The sequence below is a fragment of the Arthrobacter sp. 05T423 genome (genome assembly GCF_056396245.1).
Genome location: NZ_JBFTLC010000002.1, coordinates 1 through 20,032, shown reverse-complemented (window position 1 = coordinate 20,032; position 20,032 = coordinate 1). Strand labels below are relative to the sequence as shown.

The 20,032-nt window shown below is 61.5% G+C and carries 17 protein-coding genes and 2 pseudogenes; 5 read left to right on the top strand and 14 right to left on the bottom strand.

What is annotated here, in order from left to right:
* Positions 1–31: 31 nt before the first annotated feature.
* From AC1DFE_RS02785 to AC1DFE_RS02740, 10 genes and pseudogenes are all read right to left on the bottom strand, one after another.
* Positions 32–646 carry a TetR/AcrR family transcriptional regulator gene (locus AC1DFE_RS02785; RefSeq protein ID WP_476904397.1) on the bottom strand — a complete coding sequence of 205 codons (615 nt, stop codon included), beginning with the start codon at positions 644–646 and terminating at the stop codon, positions 32–34.
* A 106-nt stretch (positions 647–752) separates the two neighbouring features.
* Positions 753–833, bottom strand: a pseudogene (locus tag AC1DFE_RS02780) (recombinase family protein); the annotation flags it as partial.
* 7 nt (positions 834–840) lie between these two features.
* A complete protein-coding gene (locus tag AC1DFE_RS02775; RefSeq protein ID WP_476904396.1) occupies positions 841–2,346 on the bottom strand; it encodes a glycoside hydrolase family 32 protein in 1,506 nt (501 codons plus the stop codon).
* 97 nt (positions 2,347–2,443) lie between these two features.
* Positions 2,444–3,364: pseudogene (locus tag AC1DFE_RS02770) on the bottom strand (PfkB family carbohydrate kinase).
* Positions 3,365–3,462: 98 nt separating this feature from the next.
* Positions 3,463–4,413 carry an ABC transporter ATP-binding protein gene (locus AC1DFE_RS02765; RefSeq protein WP_476904395.1) on the bottom strand — a complete coding sequence of 317 codons (951 nt, stop codon included), beginning with the start codon at positions 4,411–4,413 and terminating at the stop codon, positions 3,463–3,465.
* Entirely contained in the window at positions 4,410–5,447 is a 1,038-nt protein-coding gene (locus AC1DFE_RS02760) for an ABC transporter ATP-binding protein (RefSeq protein ID WP_476904394.1), read from the bottom strand. The genes AC1DFE_RS02765 and AC1DFE_RS02760 overlap by 4 nt, the downstream gene beginning before the upstream one ends.
* Before the next feature lie 3 nt (positions 5,448–5,450).
* A complete protein-coding gene (locus tag AC1DFE_RS02755; protein WP_476904393.1) occupies positions 5,451–6,389 on the bottom strand; it encodes an ABC transporter permease in 939 nt (312 codons plus the stop codon).
* A 13-nt stretch (positions 6,390–6,402) separates the two neighbouring features.
* Positions 6,403–7,380 carry an ABC transporter permease gene (locus AC1DFE_RS02750; protein WP_476904392.1) on the bottom strand — a complete coding sequence of 326 codons (978 nt, stop codon included), beginning with the start codon at positions 7,378–7,380 and terminating at the stop codon, positions 6,403–6,405.
* Positions 7,381–7,517: 137 nt separating this feature from the next.
* Positions 7,518–9,194: an ABC transporter substrate-binding protein gene (locus AC1DFE_RS02745; protein WP_476904391.1), complete on the bottom strand. Its 1,677-nt coding sequence runs from the start codon at positions 9,192–9,194 to the stop codon at positions 7,518–7,520.
* A gap of 36 nt (positions 9,195–9,230) precedes the next feature.
* Positions 9,231–10,280 (bottom strand): LacI family DNA-binding transcriptional regulator, encoded by a 1,050-nt coding sequence (locus tag AC1DFE_RS02740; protein WP_476904390.1) that lies wholly within the window; start codon positions 10,278–10,280, stop codon positions 9,231–9,233.
* A gap of 920 nt (positions 10,281–11,200) precedes the next feature.
* On the opposite strand from AC1DFE_RS02740, the gene AC1DFE_RS02735 reads away from it, so the two are divergent.
* From AC1DFE_RS02735 to AC1DFE_RS02720, 4 genes are read left to right on the top strand one after another with little or no spacing between them, the layout of a single operon-like run.
* Positions 11,201–12,049: an EamA family transporter gene (locus AC1DFE_RS02735; protein ID WP_476904389.1), complete on the top strand. Its 849-nt coding sequence runs from the start codon at positions 11,201–11,203 to the stop codon at positions 12,047–12,049.
* Positions 12,042–12,779 (top strand): hypothetical protein, encoded by a 738-nt coding sequence (locus tag AC1DFE_RS02730; RefSeq protein WP_476904388.1) that lies wholly within the window; start codon positions 12,042–12,044, stop codon positions 12,777–12,779. The genes AC1DFE_RS02735 and AC1DFE_RS02730 overlap by 8 nt, the downstream gene beginning before the upstream one ends.
* A complete protein-coding gene (locus AC1DFE_RS02725; protein WP_476904387.1) occupies positions 12,776–13,912 on the top strand; it encodes a cysteine desulfurase family protein in 1,137 nt (378 codons plus the stop codon). Before AC1DFE_RS02730 ends, AC1DFE_RS02725 begins: the two co-directional genes overlap by 4 nt.
* A gap of 47 nt (positions 13,913–13,959) precedes the next feature.
* Positions 13,960–14,496, top strand: coding sequence for a cysteine peptidase family C39 domain-containing protein (locus AC1DFE_RS02720; RefSeq protein ID WP_476904574.1), 537 nt, complete (start codon positions 13,960–13,962; stop codon positions 14,494–14,496).
* Between the two features lie 277 nt (positions 14,497–14,773).
* On the opposite strand, the gene AC1DFE_RS02715 is transcribed toward AC1DFE_RS02720, so the two are convergent.
* Positions 14,774–15,010 carry a recombinase family protein gene (locus AC1DFE_RS02715; protein ID WP_476904386.1) on the bottom strand — a complete coding sequence of 79 codons (237 nt, stop codon included), beginning with the start codon at positions 15,008–15,010 and terminating at the stop codon, positions 14,774–14,776.
* 233 nt (positions 15,011–15,243) lie between these two features.
* On the bottom strand, positions 15,244–15,447 hold the full coding sequence (cspE, locus tag AC1DFE_RS02710) for a transcription antiterminator/RNA stability regulator CspE (protein WP_104046164.1): 204 nt from the start codon (positions 15,445–15,447) through the stop codon (positions 15,244–15,246).
* Between the two features lie 807 nt (positions 15,448–16,254).
* Here cspE and AC1DFE_RS02705 point away from each other — a divergent pair.
* Positions 16,255–16,842, top strand: coding sequence for a TetR/AcrR family transcriptional regulator (locus AC1DFE_RS02705; RefSeq protein ID WP_476904385.1), 588 nt, complete (start codon positions 16,255–16,257; stop codon positions 16,840–16,842).
* Between the two features lie 368 nt (positions 16,843–17,210).
* Here AC1DFE_RS02705 and betT read toward each other — a convergent pair whose 3' ends face one another.
* Together betT and AC1DFE_RS02695 are read right to left on the bottom strand one after the other, a co-directional pair.
* Positions 17,211–19,289 (bottom strand): choline BCCT transporter BetT, encoded by a 2,079-nt coding sequence (gene betT / locus AC1DFE_RS02700; protein ID WP_476904384.1) that lies wholly within the window; start codon positions 19,287–19,289, stop codon positions 17,211–17,213.
* Between the two features lie 479 nt (positions 19,290–19,768).
* Positions 19,769–20,032: cupin domain-containing protein (locus tag AC1DFE_RS02695; RefSeq protein WP_476904383.1), on the bottom strand; the 264-nt coding region annotated here is incomplete at its 5' end.

Below are 20,032 nucleotides of genomic sequence, written 5' to 3'. Positions count from 1 at the left end.
GAAGGCTGCAGTGGGACATGTGAGCGAGCGGCTACGAGCTCGAAGGCTTCGATGGGGTTCCAGCGGTTGACTGGCCCCACGTTCGGACGACGGTGGCGACGGTCGCCCCGCGGCGGGCGACCCCGGCAGGGTCAGCGTGGAGTGAACCACCCGTGTAAAGAGCGTTGAGGTTCGGGAGTGCCTGGGAGCTATCGGCCAAGGTCATGACTGTTAGCAGTAATTCCTCTACCTGCTCGCGCGATAGATGAGGAACGGCGGCAAGAATAAGGTCCACCTTGCTAGCTATCCTCGCGCGTCTGAGTTCCTCTGCCACCGGCGCGCCGAGTTCCAGTCCCTCCCAGAAGGTCAGGCGCGAGAGCTCCGGGTGAGCGCATTGGTAGTCGAAGACCCGGCCGGCGTAATCGATGACCGCGTCGATTCCGGTCCCGGTGATCGGTACCGCATCGATAGCAATCCCCAGCTCGCGCGTCAGCACTTCCCCGAAGAACTGCTGCTTGTTGCCGAAGTACTGGTAGATGCGTTCCTTGTTCACGCCCGCGGAAGAGGCAATGCGGTCCACACGGGCACCAGCAAGCCCTAGGGCGCTGAACTCGGCGACCCCGGCGTCTAGAAGGAGTTGCTTCGTACGTTCGGTTTCCCAGGCCAAATCCGGCCGATCGACGCGTAGATGTACGGAGTCAAGACGTTGGTTACATTGTGAATAGGTCAAGACCTCTCAGGTTGGTGGATGCCGGCCACATCAATTCGTCCTGTTCTAACAGTTCTGGCCTGGACGTGTCCCGGCCAGATGCCTTGTCCGTGAACACACGGTCAAGCACCTGGCCTTCGAGCTGGCCGGGCCTATATCAAGGGCGTGATCGTCAGGCTATCGAGTGTTGCCGAGCCGCCGTGAGCGTAGATGGAGACTCCGGTGCTTGATTTGTCCGGGAAGATCAGGTCCGTGAGCACCACCTCACCGTGTTGGGCGAAGACCTCAACGGAGCAGTGGTCGACGTAGATCTTCAGCCTGTATAGGCCGTTCTGGGCGTTGATTGGCGCGGTGTCGACGGAAGGGAATCCATCATGGAAGCCCGTGTCGCCCGAGGCGGTCCGGTCAAGGATGAGGCGGCCCTGGGCGGGGTTGATGCCGATTCGGGTTCCTTCCGTGCCGCTCCCACGAACGATGAGGCCGAATTCCTCGGCCGTTCCGGCCGTGAAGTCGGCTTCGATGAGCTGGACCGTGCCCGTGGCGGAGGGGATCGGGCGTGTTTCGCCGGCCAAATGGATGGGGCCGGACTGAACTGCTGGCACCTCACCGCGGCAGACGGCTTCCTCGACGACATTCTGGACTAATCTGGTGCGGCCGCCAACGGTGGCCAGGGAGAGTTCCCGGGGCAGAGACATGGGGCTGCGCCAGGGTGACGTCGGGATCTGATTGGCATAGTCCCAGTTGTTCATCCAGCCGATCATGATTCGCCTGCCGTCGGGGGTGTCGCTGAAGGAGACGGCGGCGTAATAGTCCCGTCCCCAGTCCAGCCAGTTGTACTCGTGAAGGCGGTCGGGGTCCTGCGCCCCGCTGGTGATGGTGGAGTCGGAGGTGAATTTGACGCCGTCGAAGTCTCCTGTGAAGTACTGCCCGGCTGAACCGCCGTTCGGGCCGCCGGGGTTCAGATTCACCGTCAGAACCCATTTCAGCTCCTGTGGATTGCCGTCCATCGGCAGGGCAAACAGGTCCGGACATTCCCAGATGCCGCCGGTGGCGTTGGCGGGGCCGAAATCGCTGAGGTGTTCCCAGGCTTTCAGGTCCTCGGACTTGTAGAGGACTACTTTGTAGTCTTCGGCTTCGACGGCCGCCATCACCCAGTAGGAGCCGGCCCCGCCGTCGTAGCGGAAAACTTTTGGGTCACGGAAGTTGGCCGAGTTACGGCTGAGCACGGGATTGCCCGCGTATTTTTCCCACGTGAAGCCGCCGTCCAGACTGTAGGCCAGTGACTGCGCCTGGATGCCGCGCAACGGCGAGGCTCTCTTGTAGGCGCTGGTGTAGACGGCTACCAGCGGGGGCGCCGTTGCGGTGCCGAACCCGCTGCTGTTTTGGCTGTCGAATACGATGCTGCCGGAGAAGATGTCCTCCTGCTCGTCGCAGGCAATCGCGACAGGTTGTTCGGTCCAGTCGGCGAGGTTTTCCGAGGTCGCGTGGCCCCAGGACATGTTTCCCCAGGTGTTTCCGAAGGGATTGTTTTGATAGTAGAGGTGGTACACGCCCTGATGGTGGATCAGCCCGTTGGGATCATTGAGCCACGTGTTTCGGGCCGTGTAATGCAGGGCGGGCCGGAAGGTTTCAGGGTGTGTGGTGGTCACGGCCGTCATGGGAGGTGTCTCGTTTCAGGTTCGGGATGAGGCAAGGAAAGGGCCCTGGACCGTGCGGTGATCGGCAGGTTTGCGGCGGTGTTGGGGTGGTTGGTGGTCAGCTGACCAGGCTTGCCCGCACTTCGGCCGCGGAGGGTAGGTCCGCTCCGGTGCGGCCGACGGTGATGGCGGCTGCAATGGATGCCATGCGGGCGATCTGTTCGAGGACGGGCGGAGCCAGGCCCTGCCCTCCTCTGGTCAGAAGTCCCAGGATGAGGGAAGCCATGTAGGCATCCCCGGCACCGATGGTGTCCGCGACAACGGTTTCCACGGAGGGGACGCTGATTTCCGTGTCTGCGGTGAGCAGGAAGGATCCTTCTGATCCGCGGGTGACCACGACCAGATCCGTGCCGAGTCCGCGTATGTGGCGGGCAGCCTCCTCCGGTGACCTGCGCGGATACAACCATGCCGCGTCCTCGTCGCTGAGTTTCACGACGTCCGTGAGGGGAACGAGCTCTTCGAAGGTGGTTCTGGCTTCGTGTTGGCGCTGCCGAGCAGTTCGGGCCGGATGTTGGGATCATAGGTGACAGTGCTGATGTCTGCGCAGTGCTGCAGGATGGACTGCACCGCGGTGGCTCCCGGGGCCAGGAAGCTGGCGATAGACCCGGCGTGCAGGAGCTCGGGCAGGTATGTCGGTGCAAACGGGGCCAGTTGCCAGGCGAGGTCGAAGGAACAGGTTGCGGAGCCGTCCTCGGCCAGTGTTGCTGTGGCGGTCGATGTAGCGGCGGCGGACTGGGAGCCCGGGAGTATGGACACCCGCGCCGGTGAGGTGGCTGCTGATGGCAAGACCCCGGTCATCCGGGCCGATTGAGGTCAGGAACCCTGTTGAAACATCCAGACGGGCGGCTCCGTAGGCCACATTGGCCGGTGAGCCCCCGGGGTGTTCGGTAACGCCGTCTCCGGTGTGGATCACGTCGACGAGTGCTTCACCGACAACGATCACCTCGGGTGCGCCGGAGAGTGCGGCAGCGGGTTTCATCATGGGATTCTTTCCTGGGTTTCGGGCAGCCTGCAGCGAAGCTGTTTGGGTCTTGGTTGCGGGGAGAAAGCGGCCGGTCGGTGGCGGGCTGGGGGCGGTCAGGCGGCAGACTCTGGCACATTGAGCGCCCAATGGGATCCGCTGAGGGTGATACGTTCGCCGGTTCCCCGGTTGGCGTTCCGTTCCGTGGCATCCCTCGTCGGCGGGCGGACGGTCTGGGTCCTGCGGGCGTCGGGGACGGCGGAGAGCAGCAACTGTGTGTACGGGTGATGGGGGGCGGCCATCAGCTCGATGCTCTCACCGCCCTCGACCAGATCCCCGGCGCACATCACCAGGGTTGTGTCCGCGATGTAGCGTGCGGATGCGAGGTCGTGGGTGATGTAGAGCATGGACACGCCCCGTTCATCGCGGAGTTTGCGCATCAGATTGAGAATTCCGATGCGGACCGAGACGTCGAGCATTGAGGTGGGTTCGTCGGCCAGTATGATTTCCGGTTCCACGGCCAGGGCTCTGGCGATGGCGACGCGCTGCCGTTGTCCGCCGGACAGCTGGTGGGGGTATCGGTCCAGCATCTGCTCGCCCAGGCCGACCGTTGCCATCAGTTCCCGCAGTTTGAGCTTGAGGGCCTTCGGGCTGTCGTTGTCTCCGTGAAGCTGTAGGGGACGTGTCAGGAAGTGCTCGATGCGGTGTGCCGGGTTGAGGGATCCGAAGGGGTCCTGGAAGACCATCTGGACCTTGCTCCGGAATTTCATTGATGCCTTGCGCCGTTCGGTGGCAAAGATGTCTTGTCCGTCGATGAAGAGTTGGCCGCCGGTGGGCTGCTCAAGGCGGGCGAGAATGCGGGCGATAGTGCTTTTTCCGCTGCCGGATTCCCCGACAAGTGCCACAATCTCGCCGTGGTTGATGTCAAAGGAGACGTCGTTTACCGCGCGTACGGTCGAACGGAAGGGAAAGCTTCCCAGATGATAGTCCTTGCTCAGGTTGCGTACCTGGACCAGGGACTCGGTCGCCCTTTCGGGGCGGGATGAGGTGCTGTGTGCGGGGCTCATCGGCGTGACCTTTCGCGGGGGACGACGTATTCGGGTACGAGCAGGCACGCTGCGTCGTGGTTTTCGGCTTTTGGAAGGAGCGGTGGCGCGACGGTGCGGCACGCGTCGATAGCGAGCGGGCACCGGGGGTGGAAGCGGCATCCGGTGGGAGGGTGGGCCATGTTCGGCGGGGCGTCCGGGATGCCTGTCAACTCCACTCTCGGGCCGGTCAGCGGCGGAAACGCTCCCATGAGGGCGTTGGTGTAGGGGTGAAGCGGGTCCTCCAGCATGTCCTTGGAGGGAGCGACCTCGACCAGCTTTCCCGCATACATCACGGCCATGCGGTGGGAGAGCTCGACCATGAGTGAGATGTCGTGGGTGATGAACAGAATGGAAAACCCCAGCCGCTGCTGAAGTTCTTTGATCTGGTGCATGATGTCCTGCTGAACGACCACGTCCAGGGCCGTGGTGGGTTCGTCCATGATCAGAAGGGAGGGTTTGAGCGCCAGCGCGATCGCGATCACTGCCCGCTGGCGCATTCCGCCGGAGAGCTGGTGCGGGTAGGACTTGAGGCGGTCGGGGCTGATGTCGACAAGCTTCAGCAGCTCCGCGGCACGTTCGCGGGCGGATTTCTTGGGCATCCTTTCATGCGTGGTGAAGACGTCGACGATCTGATCTCCGATGGTCATGACGGGGTTCAGGGAGTTCATCGCGCTTTGGAAGACCATCGCCACGTCGCGCCAGCGGGTGCGTCGCAGTTCTTCTTCACCCAGATCCAGGAGATTCTTTCCGTTGAGCTCGATGGAGCCGCCGGTGATTTTTGCCGGGGTCTGCAGGAGCCGCATGACCGCGTTTGCGATGGTGGACTTGCCGCAGCCTGATTCACCGGCGAGGCCGAACACTTCTCCTGCGCCGATGTCGAAGCTGACACCATCGACGGCCGTAACGTTTCCGATTTCTGCCGTGTATTGGACCTGCAGGTTTTTCACGCTCAGCACGGGAGCGGCGGCGGTACGGCCGATGTTTCCCCGGTCCTGTTCAGTCAGGGTTTCCATCTGTCAGCCTTTCTTTTCCACGCGCAGGCGGGGGTTGGTGATTTCATCAACGGCGTAGTTGATCAGGGCCAGGGCAAATGCGACGACGGCGATGGCTACGCCCGAGGGCAGGAGCACCCACCAGTCGCCGGTCATCAGGGCGCCGTCGTTGTTTGCCCAATAGAGGTTGGTTCCCCAGCTGACCGAGCCGGTATCGCCGAGCCCCAGGAACTCCAGGCCTGCCTGTGCGCCGATGCCGTAAATGACGCAGCCGAGCAGGGTGCTCATGACGATGGAGGCCATGTTCGGCAGGATTTCCCGGAACATGATGCGCCAGGCTTTCTCACCGGTCACCACGGCCGCGGCGACGAAGTCCTTGCTGCGCAGAGACAGTGCCTGGGAGCGGAGCACACGAGCGCTGCCGGCCCAGCCGGTGATGACCAGGACGATGACGACAGTGGCGGGGCCCGGGGGCAGGAAGGCGGCGAGGACCACCAGGAGTGGAAGTCCGGGGATGAGCAGGAAAATGTTGGTCAGCAGCGAGAGCAGTTCGTCGATGGCCTTGCCGAAGTACGCGGAGGCGATGCCGACGAGACAGCCGATGAAGGTCGCCGCTATGCCCACGATGAATCCGACCGTCAGTGAGCTTCGCGATCCCCACAGGGTCAAAGCGAGCACGTCCTGGCCTTTGGAGGTGGTTCCGAGCAGGTGGGCCGCGGATGGCGCCAGGGATGCGTCGGGGCCGAAGTCGGAGGGGTTTCCCGGGGCAAGTAGGGGTGCCAGCAGTGCCATGAGGGCAAATACGACCAGGACGGCCAGCCCGAAGAGGGCCTTCTTGTTCGTGAGGATGCCGTGGACGAACCCTCCGTGGGCCAGGCGTCCGGGGACCGGAGGTTCCGGTACCTGAACGGTGGGATTGCCGGCCGTGGCGGTCGCGGTAGGTGTTGAGTCTGTAAGTGACATGGGGGACCTGTTTCTAGCTGACCCGGACCCGGGGGTCCAGCCGTACGTAAATGATGTCGACCAGGAAGTTAGCTGCCAGCACGGCGGCGGTGATGGTCAGGAAGATGCCTTGGGTCAGCGGGTAGTCCAGCGCCTGGACGGAGGTCAGGAGCTGGTAGCCGATGCCCGGGTACGCGAACACGGTTTCGGTGAGGAGAGCGCCGCCGACGACGAAGCCAAGGGACATGCCGAACGACGTCACTGAGGGCAGCATGGCGTTGCGCGCCGCGTACTGGAACATGATCCGTGCCGGACGGAGTCCCTTGGCCCGGGCCATCGTGATGTAGTCCTCAGCGGTGGTGGCGATCATCGTGTTGCGCATCCCCAGCATCCAGCCGCCGATGGAGACCAGGACAATGGTCAGGGCCGGGAGGATGAGGTGAGCGGCTACGTCGCCGATGTATTCGAAGGAGAACGAGGCGCTGAGCCCCGTGGAGAAGGCATGGCTCAGAGGCAGCCAGCCCAGGGTTATCCCGAACAGATACAGAGCGGCCATGGCCAGCCAAAAGTAGGGAAATGATCCGACGAAAATCAGCAGCGGAGGAAAGACGGAATCCAGGAACTTTCCGCGCCGCCATGCAGCCAGGACGCCGAGGAAATTACCCAGAATGACGGCAATAACCAGGGAAGTGCCGCCGAGCAGGAGGGTCCATCCGATCTGTGATCCGATCACCTCCGAAACGGGGGAGGGGAACCGGGACAGCGAGATGCCCATGTCCCCACGGAAGATGTTGCCGATGTAGGCGAGGTACTGTTCACAGAGGGGCCGGTCGTCCAGACCGAAGAGCCGGCGGAGCGCATCCACCTGGTCCGGGCGCATCTGAGACTGGACTTGGGAGAACATTCTGCTGACGGGGTCCCCGGGCATCAGCCGCGGGAGGAAGAAATTCAGGGTGATGCAGACCCAGAAGGCGATTACGTAGAACCCCAGGCGGCGGAGGAGGAATACCATGATTCCGCTTCTTTCTTGATGATTGTTGCGCCGCCCGGGGATCGGTCCGGGTCCGGCAGGTGGTAACGGGTGCGGATGCCGTGTGCAGCGGCTTGGTGGCTGTTCGGGGCCGGTGGCACCGAACAGCCACCTGATGCCTACTGGGCCGGCTTGAGTGAGGTCAGAACCAGCACTGTGGTGGCCGAGCGGGCCGAAAGAGTTGCATACTGGTTATCGTTGCTGGGCCAGCCCGTGAATCGCTGGTCGGTGTAGGCGCCCCACGCCGGACCGGAAAACAGCGGGATCACCGGGGCCACGTCATTGAAGCGGGCCTCCAGGGAGTCAATGAGGGTCTTCTGCGCTGCCGGGTCTGCCGTTGCCGCCAGCTTGTCGAGCGTTGCGGTCGCCTCCGCGTCGCCGAACCGGTGGTAGTTTTCGTTGGCTTTTTTGCCGACCGGCACAACAACCTTCTGCGACATTACGCCGCGGTAGAACTCGAAGGGCGTCGCGGCGGAGTTGCTCCAGACGATGCCGCTGTCGAAGGATCCGTCAGTGTACCCGGAGACGACCTGGGACCAGTCAGGGGAGTTGACCTCGACCTTCACACCGAGTTTTTCCATGTTCTTGGAGATGATCTGCCCGACGGAGAGCCAGTCCGAAGATGCCGAGCCGACAGAGAACTTGAACTGGAACGGCTTGCCGTCCTTGAGGGTGCGGATCCCGTCGGTTCCCTTTTTGTAGCCGGCGGCATCGAGCATCTGGTTGGCTTTGTCCGTGTTCAGCTTCGTCCAGTCGCACTTCTCGACGATGCTCTGGTCGCGCCAGCTGTTGTAGGCGTCGCTGAGGCCGGTGCAGTCGGCCGGGTGGGTGTAGCCTGACATGCCCAGGCTGGCGACCTGATCGCGGTCCACGGCCATGCTGAGTGCTTTGCGTACGACTGGATCGTTAAAGGGAGCCTTGGTGGTGTTCAGCTGCCAGTTGATCGTGCCCCCGGTGGTGGGGTACCAGAAGTGGCGGTGTGCCGGATCCTTGTCGATAAAGGTTTTCTGGACGTTGGGGATGAACTGGTCGCTCCAGTCCACGTCGCCGTTCTGCAGGGCAAGGTTGGCCCCGGAGTTGCCGGCGAATGCCAGCATCCTGATCCCGGTAAGCTGCTGTTTTTCCGGCTGCCAGTAATTGGGGTTCTTATCCAGTTCGAATGACTGTGTCTGGAAATGGGAGACCTGTGTGTAGGGGCCGGTGCCCACCGGGTTGTCGTTGGTGGCCTTTGCCGGGTCCGCGATCTTGGACCAGACATGCTTAGGGGCGATGACCTGCTGGCCGACTTCGTAAAGTCCGGGTGCGTAGGGCTTGTTGAAATCGAAGCGGACGGTGTGCGCGTCGACGGCGGAGACCTTGGCCAGGTAGTCGAATCCGCCTTGGATCTTTTTCTGGAGTTCAAAGGTGTACACAACGTCGTCGGCGGTCAGAGGCTGTCCGTCTGACCACTTGACCCCGTCGCGGAGCGTGAATGTCACTCCCTCGCCGTTTTTGTCGGCTTTCCACGATGCCCCGAGCCATGGTACGGGTTCGCCCTTGACGGGGTTGACGATCAGCAGGGGCTCAAAGACCGACTGCTGCGTCATCGGAAGCGCGTTCGGGGAGAACGGGTTGAAGTTGCTGGTGAACGTTGCGGTGTCCTCCCGGGGGATTGTCAGGAGCCCGTTGGAGGAGCCTCCACCTTTTGCTGCGCCTCCAGATGTGTTTCCGGCGCTGCAGCCGGTCAGAGCCAGGGCGCCGATCGCCAAGGTGGCTGCAACAACCGTCAGTGACCTTTTGGGATGGATTTTGGGCATGAGGGAACTCGATTCGTCAGTGAAGTGGAGATGGGGTTAGCGGGTGGTGGACGTCAGGACGGCCTGGCGCACAGATGTACGCTCCACCAGAGGGCATTCGATAACGTGTTGGAGCGGGGCCAGATCGCGGTTCGCTGCCAGTTTTGCCAGCAGCCCGACGCCGGTTGCGCCCATTTGCCGGAACGGCAGTGCGATGGTCGTCAGGCTCGGTCGCAGGTAGTTGGCGATAACTTCCTGGTTGTCGAAGCCAACCACGGAGATATCGTCACCAATACGAAGCCGTCGTTCTTTGATGGCGTCGTAAGCGCCCATGGCCATACGGTCAGTGGCACAGAAGATCGCGGCAGGCGGCACAGCGCTGTCAAGGAGCGAGGACGCCGCGCGGTAGCCCTGATCTGCCTCGCCGTCCTCGTTAATGACCAACTTCTCATCCAGACCTATACCCGCCTGTTCAAGGGCACGGATGTAACCGGTCCGGCGGCCGATGGCAGCCGGAATGACCGGATCAAGGTTGATGAGCCCGATCCGGTCGTGTCCGGCTCCGATGAGCCTCATTGTGGCAGCGTAGCCGCCCTGAGTCTCGTCAGGAATGACGGAATGGAGGTTGGCCGCTTCGTCAAAGCAGTGAACCAGGACCGTCGGCACCTCGTCTGCAACAGCAGGCAACCGCACCCCCCTATGCCAGCTTGTTGCATAGATCAGACCCTCGACACGGTGCTCAAGCATCGTCTCGATGGCCCGCCGATCGCCGTCACTGCTGCCGTCGGTGCTCGCGATCAGAAGGGTCTTGCCCTCCCGCGCGGCCTGTTCCTGGGCCCCCCGGACGATGTTGGCAGCATAAGGCGCGGTCACGATTTCCGTAATCAGCCCGTAGAGCTTGGTTTGCTTGGCTGCCAACGCTCGCGCTCCCGCGTTCGGGCGGTAGCCCAGTTCGGTTACGGCCCGGTGGACGCGGTCACGGGTTTCTTGTGGAATCCCGTTGTCAGTTCCGCCGTTCAGAACAAATGAAACAGTCGTCCGGGAGACTCCGACATGGTTGGCGACATCCTGCATCGTCACTTTGGCCTGCCGTGAGTTCGTCTTCATTGACCGTCCGATGTCTAGTAAAAGGGCTCAGTTTTGAGCGTCAGGTTAGTCCACTGATGCGCGTTACTAACGCGAGTTAGTGGATGTGAAATAGAACATAGCCCGCATTGGGCTGGGGTGTCAAGGAGCATGTGAGCGACCACTTTAATAACGAGCCGCCTGAGTGCATGGCAGATGACAGCGCAAGAAGGGGACGTCCCGGCCCTGGGGCACGCATGAAATGGTCGGCAGGGTCCCGCTACCGCACTTGTGCATGCGGCGTCTTGCAGATTCTGCAATCGGAGCACTTCTACTTGACGTGATATCCACTATCAGCAACCCAACGGGACCTCTCGCAGCTACTTCCACTCCCGTGGTTTGAACGCCGGTAATCGACCATATGTCGTGCTGTACCTGGTGAATGTGTTCCGATAAATCAATTGGCCCCCTTCCAGAGGGGCGATCCGAGTCCGTTTAGCCTTCCGGAGGGAACTATTTCCAATAAAAGAACGCGTTGTGCTGTCCGCGCATCGGGGGTCGGCGAAGACGCTGCCGCCGTGGGGTTTACGGCACACAAAGCGCCTCTGACCTGCGGATTCGTGATTGGTCTGGAGCGGCGCACCAACAGTCAACCCATGCCAAGTGAGAAATATTTCGGTTGACTTGACGTCAACCGTGCGGTCTGTTTGGGGACAAAAGGACTGGAATAGCTTGTGTTTTCAGGGATTGACCGACTCCTGCTCCTGACGCGGTGCGGTGTGTGTGACTTTGACGTTCTGATAACCTCATGTAGCGTCCCCGGTGTTGCGAAGTAGGACGACATCTTTGGGGGATGAGCGCATGGCGCTGTGGGGAACGTTTGGCGTGTTGTTATTGCGTGCGCGGTTTCTTTGAGGAACTTCGGGAAGGCGCCGGCGGGTGTATTAGCCGTTGGTGCGAGTTTGACTGCCCTTCAGTTCGGTAATGGTGTCGCGATTGGCCTGATCGAGGCGGTTGGCCCAGCACTGGCAACATGCCTGCGTGTGGGATTTGGGGCTACGTTGCTGCTCCCGGCATTTTGGCTGGCACGGCGCTCCGCTGTTATTCCTAAGCGGCGCACCATTGTCTACGGTCTCGTTCTGGGATTTATGCAGCTGTGTTTTTATCAAGCAATTTCCCTGCTGCCGCTGTCCTTGGCTGTTTCGATTGAGTTTGTAGTCCCCCTTGTCCTCGGGTGCATGAAGACAAGACCTTGGGCCGTTAGGGGACCGGTTTGTGGGTCTGTTGCCGGGCTTTTCCTGATCGCCGACTACGGTGGCGAGACTGACGTCTCCGGGATCCTGTGGGCTCTTGCGACTGGCATTTTGCTGAGCGTATACATCCGGGTCGGCACTGCAATGCCTGCGGCCGCTCACCCGTTGGTGGTGCTGTCCAAGGCGCTGTGGGTCGCGTTCGCTGTCGTTCTGGCGGGGCTGTTCCTGGCTCCGTCACCGGCGATTCCCGCATCCGTTGGCATCGGCGCCCAGGCACTCATCGTTGCCTTGCTGACGATGGTGATCCCATTTGCGATGGAACTTTTCGCTATGAAGCGCCTGCGGGCGCTGCCTTTCGCGCTGGTGTCGGCCATCGACCCTGCGCTGGCTTCAGCCGTAGGTGTCTTGGGCCTGCACCAGTTCCTCAACGGACGCCAGATTATGGGCCTGATCATCCTCACCGGTTGTGCGGCCCTGGCAGTCCGGGCTGATGTCCGCACCCAAACACTTAACGAAGAACGAGGAGCAGAAGCTGAAAACGATCGAATTGTTGTCTGAACTGGACTTGCCGTTTCCCATTCGACGTGACGCTCAGGTCCTGATTGCCTGCGGATACTTCGACACCGCTACGGGCATCGACGAATTCTCGGTGGAATCGCTGAAAGCAGGGCTCCGGCTGGGGGAAGAACTGCAGAGAACCTACGCCTTGGCACGCAAACCGGTGTACACCGTCATCGTCAACGATCTGGGCATGGATTGTTCTCAGGATGTATGTGAGCTCAAGCCGGTAGCGCCGGCCGACATCGACACTTCCGTTTTGCAGGATATCTGCGCACCCTTCGAAGCGACGTTTGACGTGGCAAGGGAGAGGACACTGAGGAACCGGGCCGCCAGGTTTCTCAAGCGGTGGCAAAAGAATCCAGCAAGCGACGGAACGATCCGGCTCCAGGAAGGCGAAATCCTCTTCGATTCCAGCCTCTATCCAAAGGTCATCGCCGGTGCACTGAACCCGGCAGGGGTGGGCATCCCACGATGCCCACTTATCGTCAGCGAATACCTCGAGCTGTCCTTCAAGCGGTTGAGCGCGTCAAAGCAGCGATCCAGCCGCGTTGTCTTCGATTTCAACAGGGTCGCGGACAAGGACAAAGTGATCAAGGGGACTGAGATGTATCTCACCCGCAAAGCCGAAGGACAGGAAGCCGTGGTCCAGGTATTTTTCGATCCGGAGACACACGACTCTGTGTTCATCTCCTACAACTCCGAAGATATGGCACGGAACGCAGCATGATCTACCTTGACTATCAGGCAACGACCCCGCTTGACGATGAGGTCGCAGACGTCGTCAATGACGCCGGACGTCGGTTTTGGGCGAACCCATCCAGCCCCCACATGGCCGGCATGAAGAGCCAGCAAGCCATCGACAGCGCACGGCGCAAGATGGCTCGTCTGCTGGCCTGCAAGCCCCGTGAGCTGTATTTCACCTCAGGCGCCACTGAGGCCAACAACTGGGCCATCTCCATGGTTGAGCCTTCTCCGGGAAGCCACATCATCACTACGGCAATCGAACACAAGTCGATGCTTGACTCCGCCAGGGCGTTCGAACGCAGAGGAGGCGACCTGACCATCTTGCCGGTCAACGGCGACGGATTCGTTGATCCTGCCGACGTGGCGAAGGCCATCAAGCCAACCACACGCCTTGTCTCCGTCATGGCAGCCAACAACGAAATCGGGTCGGTCCAGCCCATCACGGACATCGCCTCGGTGACGAAGGAGGCCGGCATACCACTGCATTCCGACGCCACACAGGCCATCGGCTACCTTCTGGAGGATCTGAATCAGTTTCCCGCGGACCTGATCAGTTTCTCCAGCCACAAAATTTATGGACCCAAGGGAGTGGGTGCACTCTACATCAGCGATACATTCCAGGCATCCAACAATGGAGTTCCTTCGCTGCTCCACGGCGGAGGCCAGGAAGGCGGCAAGCGCCCCGGCACGGAGAACCTTCCGGCTATTGTTGGCTTCGCCAAAGCCCTGGAAATATCCCGGAAAGCACTGACCAGTGAACGGGCAAGAGTCCATGGACTCAAGTCCACATTCATGGACCTGCTAATGACCCGACACCCCGGCATCTTGGCCAATTCGCCGACGAACGATTGTCTGCCCAACTGCCTTAATCTCACGATCCCAGGCGTGGACGCAGGAGACCTGATGGCCGGTGTCCCACAGCTAGCCCTGTCGGCCGGCTCTGCTTGCAACAGCAACGACCAGAAACCCTCCCACGTCCTAATGGCCATCGGCCTAAGCCCCGACGACGCACGTTCGAGTATCCGCATCGGTTTCGGACGAACGACAACCACCGAAGAAGCATCCGAGGCTGCTCTTGCGATATCCGCGGCGATATCACGTATTACAGCCCGGTGAGCAGATTGACGACAGAGGCCCCTGCAGCAGTTCCCTTCCACAGTTCGATGGTCGGTCACGACTGGGAAGCGCTGGGCTACCCCAGCGAAAAAGCCGCACGGTTCTGGGACACCAGGTCATGCGGGGTCGCTTGCCTGCGCATGGTCTACGCACGCTTGCTCCCTGGATCAGTGATGCTTCCATCAGCAATAACTGAAGAGCTTCTGCGGGATCATGCCTACACCGAACACTCCGGGCGGAACCATGCCGGCCTGGCCCGGCATGCGCATCGCAACGGACTCGAAGCCGAGCGTGCACAGGCTGAAAACCCAGATGAACTCACCTCTCTGGCCACGGGCCCGGGAGTGCTCGTGGTCTCCATTGGTCACTCCTTCGACGCTCCCGTCAGCTCCGGGCACCTCGCGGTGCTGGTGGGGATCACGGACGCCGGGCAGATCCATCTCCACCGGCCATCAAGCCAACACCCGAGGGAAGGAAAGGACCTCCGCGTAGACCTAGACACATTCTGGAAGCACTTTTCCGGCCGGGCAATCCACTTTCGAGCCACACCCTCCAGCCTTGATAGGGACGGGCTGCACCTGTAGCAGGTAGGTACCCGGGCCTTTCCGCTGCTGGCCTATGCCTATCGAGAGCAGTATCCACACGAAACTCTCGCGGTAGGGAAGCCACCAAGAAGCGGGGCGTCGCAGGAACCGGTCCTGTACCAAAGTGAACCTCGAACAGACATGCAGCAGATGGACTCCTTGGGCCGGCGTCCGGTGAGATACGCCGAAAACGGGGGCACACGCACGACTCTCTCGTTTAGTGACAGCCCACTTGAAACGCCGATAATTATTATTCTGTAAAGCCGGTTGCCTCGGCCTACAAGCCCTGCAGGCAGGGTCGATACACTCCAGCGAGCCGGTCCATGGTTTGCACAACCACGGTGTCCACGTCTCCGGCGGACACCAGCAGCTCGGCGAGTTGAGATCTGGGGGTGTCCCCGCCGGAGGCCTTGTCCGAAAACACCCCCCGATCAAGAATCTGGCCTTCGAGCTGGCGTTTCTCGTTCTGGTTCAGCGTGCTGACCCGCGCGTACCCGGTCCGCCGTCCGCTCACCGTAGCCTCCAACCCTCTGCCTGTGAGGTTGGCTTCTGGGCTTGTCCAACTTCTCCTCGCCGGCGAACTGGACGGGCGCTTCCTCGCGGCCGGTTTCGGTGAATCGCCCGCCGGAGCTGACGCCTTAGGCTGGCGGGCCTTCATCGTGGTCATGCTGAGCATGTTTCCGGCAAGGGGCACTGTGGGAACAAAAAAGCTGACCGGCTTGTGCCGGTCAGCTTTTTAAGAACCGCTTAGAGCGGCTGGATGTTCTCAGCCTGCGGACCCTTAGGGCCCTGGGTGACGTCGAACTGAACTTTCTGGTTCTCGTCGAGGGAGCGGTAACCGCTGGAGGCGATTGCCGAAAAGTGTGCGAACACGTCAGCGCTTCCGTCGTCGGGGGCGATGAAACCGAAGCCCTTTTCGGCGTTGAACCACTTGACTGTACCTGTTGCCATGCTTGTTTCCTTCACGGGTCGCGGGCCGGATCCGCTTTTCGGATTGCCGTCCCCGCCACTCACACCATGAGCCTATGTGGCAGCAGCGGGGGCAGGCAAGAGATTGGTCAAAGGCTGGACGCCCGGAGGGCGGCCACACGAATGCGGGGAGTCTTCAGATGGCGGAACTTGGAACCCGCGGAAGTTGAAAGGCCCGTTAGGTGGGCGCAGCAGGTAGGACATTCAAACCGTGGCGGTCACCATCCGGGTGGGCTTGCTGCGTGCAGGCTCTGCTGACGGGTCGGGTTCTGAGTCCCGCGCTCCGCGTATTGAAGCGTGCTGCTTGCCCGCCTGTCCGCCGGGTCCCGAGCGCGATTCGGAATTGCGCTCGGACCCGGCGTTCTGAAGCTACGGTTCACAGCCACTCTGCTCCAGGGACATGACCAGTCTCTGTTCCGCACCTTATGAAAAGTGTGGATGTTCGTTCGGGTCAGGGCGTGGTTGTTACCCCTGTTTGAGGGGGAAAGCATGGTGACCGCTTTCTCGGCCCGCGGTGGCAAGCCAACCACGCCTTATCCGGTCCCGCTCCTGCACCTTCGCCTTGACCTTCAGCAGCTCACCGCGACCGAAGTTTGGACAGGTGCCGACGAAAGTAGCCTTCCCGGTCATGGAACGCGCGTTCATAGCGGGCAGGGGGACTGAGGCGCTGCGCTTCGCAAACCCCGACGGGACGTTTGTTCCAGTCAGTGGTTCGGGACAAATGGGTAGGACACTAGTGTTAAGGAACAGGCCCCACCCGGCCGGAAACGGGAGACTGGAGAGTGAGCTATGCGGGTACCCGCAGAAGAACGAAAAGAACAGCTGATAGCGGCGACTGTTGAACTGATGCGTCGTGAGGGCGTTCAGGCCGTGACCATCCGGGCGATAGCCAAGGAAGCCAATGCGCCCCTGGCCACGGCGCATTATTGCTTCACGGGGAAAGACGAGATCCTGGACGCGGCCGCCGAGGCATGGCTGAAAAATTTGAGCCTATTTTCCAGTGACGTCCCGGTCGATCTGGGGTTGCGTAAGGCCGTGGAACAAGTCGCCGAAGGCTACTGGCGGGCGCTGGAAGAAGAGCCGGCCAGCCTCCTTGCTGAGATCGAAATGATTCTGTGGGCAACACGCAATATCGCTGTCAGCCCGCTGGCCGCGAAAATCTATCCCGCCTACGTAACAGAGTTGGGAAACATCTTCTCGTCCGCGGCAACAAACAGCGGCGAAGAATGTCTCATAAGCTTTCCTCTGCTGGTGAGGTCCTTCCTGATGATTTACGACGGAGCGGTCATTCAGTACCTGACCGACCCAAAGGCAGCCGATCACCGGACCATGTTCTTCATGATGCTCGATGCGCTTCTGATCAAGGCCGGCGTCTAGACTTCCTGCCACCGGCCTACAAGTTAAAGCTCTCATCCTGCGCCACGCGGCAGCCAGTTCGGCAGGATCAGGAAAAGATGGAGCCGAGGCCTTCCAGAAAGAACCGCCCTGGACAGGCGGCGGCCAGCTCTGAGTTCGGCAACGAGGTCTTGCCTCCGCTGCACTGGTTACGCGGTGGCCAGGTCTGCCAGAAACGGGTAGATGTGCACGCCGGAGAATCAACATGGGGGCGGCGAATTCGCCGCCCCCATGCCGGTTGGTTTTCTTTGTATTGAAGCCAGGTGCAGGGTTTCTTACTCGGAGACCCTACGGCGCCCGCAGAGCTTGCCGACAGGATGGAGGGGTGGTTCTGCTGGCCAGTGTCCGGGTCAGTCCTCGATGCGGCTGCCTGTGCTCTGGGCGTCTTGGGGGTTCAGGTAGGTGAGGAAGCCGAGGTGTGCCTCGTACCTGGCCAGGACGTCGTCGATCATTTGCTCGTGCGTTACACCCATCAGGTCATAGCCCTCGGAGCCGGTCTCGGTGAAGACTTCCACCCGGTAATAGACGTCGGTTTCCGGGAACATCCGCCCACCGAACACCGGCATGCGTGCTTCCACGGCCTGCGCCCGATAGAGGAAGTCGCGATGGTCCGGGATGCTGACCACCAGGGCGTAACTGGAAATGCCTGTCTGGTCGTTCGGGACAATGTCCAGGGTGGCCTGGTGGCCCTGCTTGGTGAACTCCCCGATAAGTTCGTTCAGGGCCGGATGCACAGTGTCTTCCATGAACTGGGCTGCCTGCTTTTTCGAGGGATAGGACCATATTCCGGCCAGCCTGTGCCGCCAGGTGCGCTCCGGCACGTGCCCGCCGTCCGCTGCCGTCGACCGCCGGCGCAGTATCCGGCCTTCACGTTGGGCGCGCTCGATGCGCAGTGCCTTCGTGAAGGAGGCCATGATCAGCCAGGCGATGATGGTCACGGGGAGGGCGAAGATGAGTGTGGCGTGTTCCATGGTGGTCACGCCGCCTGCTACCAGCATCGCGATGGTGAGCAGCGCGGTGACCAGGGCCCAGAAGATTCGAAGCCACTTTGGCCCGTCCTGGGAGGGGTCGGGGATGGTGGAGGAGAAGTTGGACATCATCATGGCGCCGGAGTTGGCGCTGGTGATGTAAAACAGCATGCCGGACAAGGTGCCCAGACCAATCAGGAAAGGGGCTCCGGGGAACATCCCGAGCAGCGCGTACCAGCCCTGTTCCGGGCTTTCGATGGCGAGTTTGGCGAATGCGGTGTTACCGCCCAGGACCTCGTGCATGGCGCTGTTGCCGAAGATGCTCACGACCAGGAAGTCGCACAGTACCGGGGCGGTGATCGCGGCGATCACGAACTCGCGCAGGGTCCGGCCCCGCGAGATGCGTGCCAGGAACAGGCCGACGAACGGGCCCCAGGCCAGCCAGAAGGCCCAGAAGAACAGGGTCCAGCCGCCCATCCATTCCGAACCGCCGTGCTCGTAGGCGAATGTCTGGAGTGTGCGGCCGGGCATGGTGACGATGAACTGGCCGATGTTCTCCACCAGGGAGTTGAGCAGGAAGGAGGTCTGGCCGGTCACCAGAATGTACAGCAGCAGGGCTGCCGCACACCAGATGTTCAGCTCGGCAATCCAGCGGATTCCTTTGTCAACACCGGAAGTGCATGCACCGATGGTCAGTACGACGGCGACAATCACCAGCGCGATCTGCAGTGCCAGGCCCTGCTCCAGCCCGAACATGATGGAGAAGCCGACGTTCAGCAGCACGACGCCGATGCCCATCGCCGTGGCCACGCCGAAGACCGTCCCGACCAGGGTGATGATGTCGATCGTGTCGCCGACCCCACCGTGGACGCGTTTGCCCAGCAATGGGTACAGGGCTGCCCGGATCGACAGGGGTTTGCCGTGCCGGTAGGCGAAATATCCCATTGCCATACCCAGCAGGGAATACATGGCCCAGCCGGCCATCCCGTAGTGGAACATGGTCCACACCACGGCGTCCTGGGCGGCCGCCGCGGTCTGGCCTTGACCGGCGGGGGGCGACATGTATTGGGTGATGGGTTCGGTCACGGAGTAGAACAGCATGTCTATTCCGACGCCGGCCGCGAAGAGTTGGGCCACCCACGTGAAGAGTTTGTACTGGGGACGTGAGTGGTCGGGGCCCAACCGGATCGAGCCCACCTTGGACAATGCCACCCACAGAACAAAACCGATGACGACAGTGACGGTGAGGACGTAAACCCAGCCGAGGTTTTCCGCGGTCCAGCCCACCACCGCCTTTATGGTGTCCTCCGCGTTACCGGGCGTCAGGATCGCCCAGACGGAGAATGCCAGAGTGATGGCTGCAGCGATGATGAGGACGCGCCAGTTGACCTTGGGCCCGCGGTCCTTATTGACTTCGGCGGGCGCCGTGTCAGGGTCTTTCTTGATCATGGTGGTGCTCAACGGTCCAACTCCAATTCTGGTTCTGTGCCACGCGCAGCAGCACATCCTGTGGTGTGTTCGCGGCCCTTTGGTCGTCCGCCAGAAAACCGGCGCCCGGGGAGCCTCGGGATTACTGGGGGTGCCCACGCCAAACAAACCCGGAACAGAAGTTCCAATCGCAGGCGGTCCGGGCGGGTTCGCCGATTGTCCCTGGCCGGCTGACGGCTGCGGAAGGCTTTGAATGCACCGGAGGCAGCGGGAAGCTGCGCGGTCGTGCCTGAGACAGGACTGCAGCCAGTGGCGGCGTGGAATTCCTTCTTGGCTCGTCAGGCAGGGTGTGGCTTAACGTAAGGCGCCGGCGTGACGCCGGCTCCCGGTCACTGATAGTCCGGGCTCTCACCACAAAGGGTCCCAACGGCATACGCTTTCCCTGGCGCCAACTTCCTTGCCGGCGTCCGCCTGCCCGCAACGGTGCAGGCAGGCGGGCGCGCGACCGGTCCTTACGGTGCGAAGGAGCGGTGGCCGGTGAAGAACCCGAGACCGTACTCGGGGGTCTCGAACTTGACTGTCGTTCCCTTCGGGAAGAACAGCACATCGCGCTCCTTCGCGTGCGTCACTTCGCCCGTCGCCTCGTCGGTGAGGATGAACTCACCGGCTACGACCACCTTCATTTCGTCGTAGGTGTACGTGTACACCAGGGGTTCGGAGGCCTTCAGCTCGAAGAAGCCGGCGCTCATAACCGACCCTTCAGGGTTGTGGAGGGA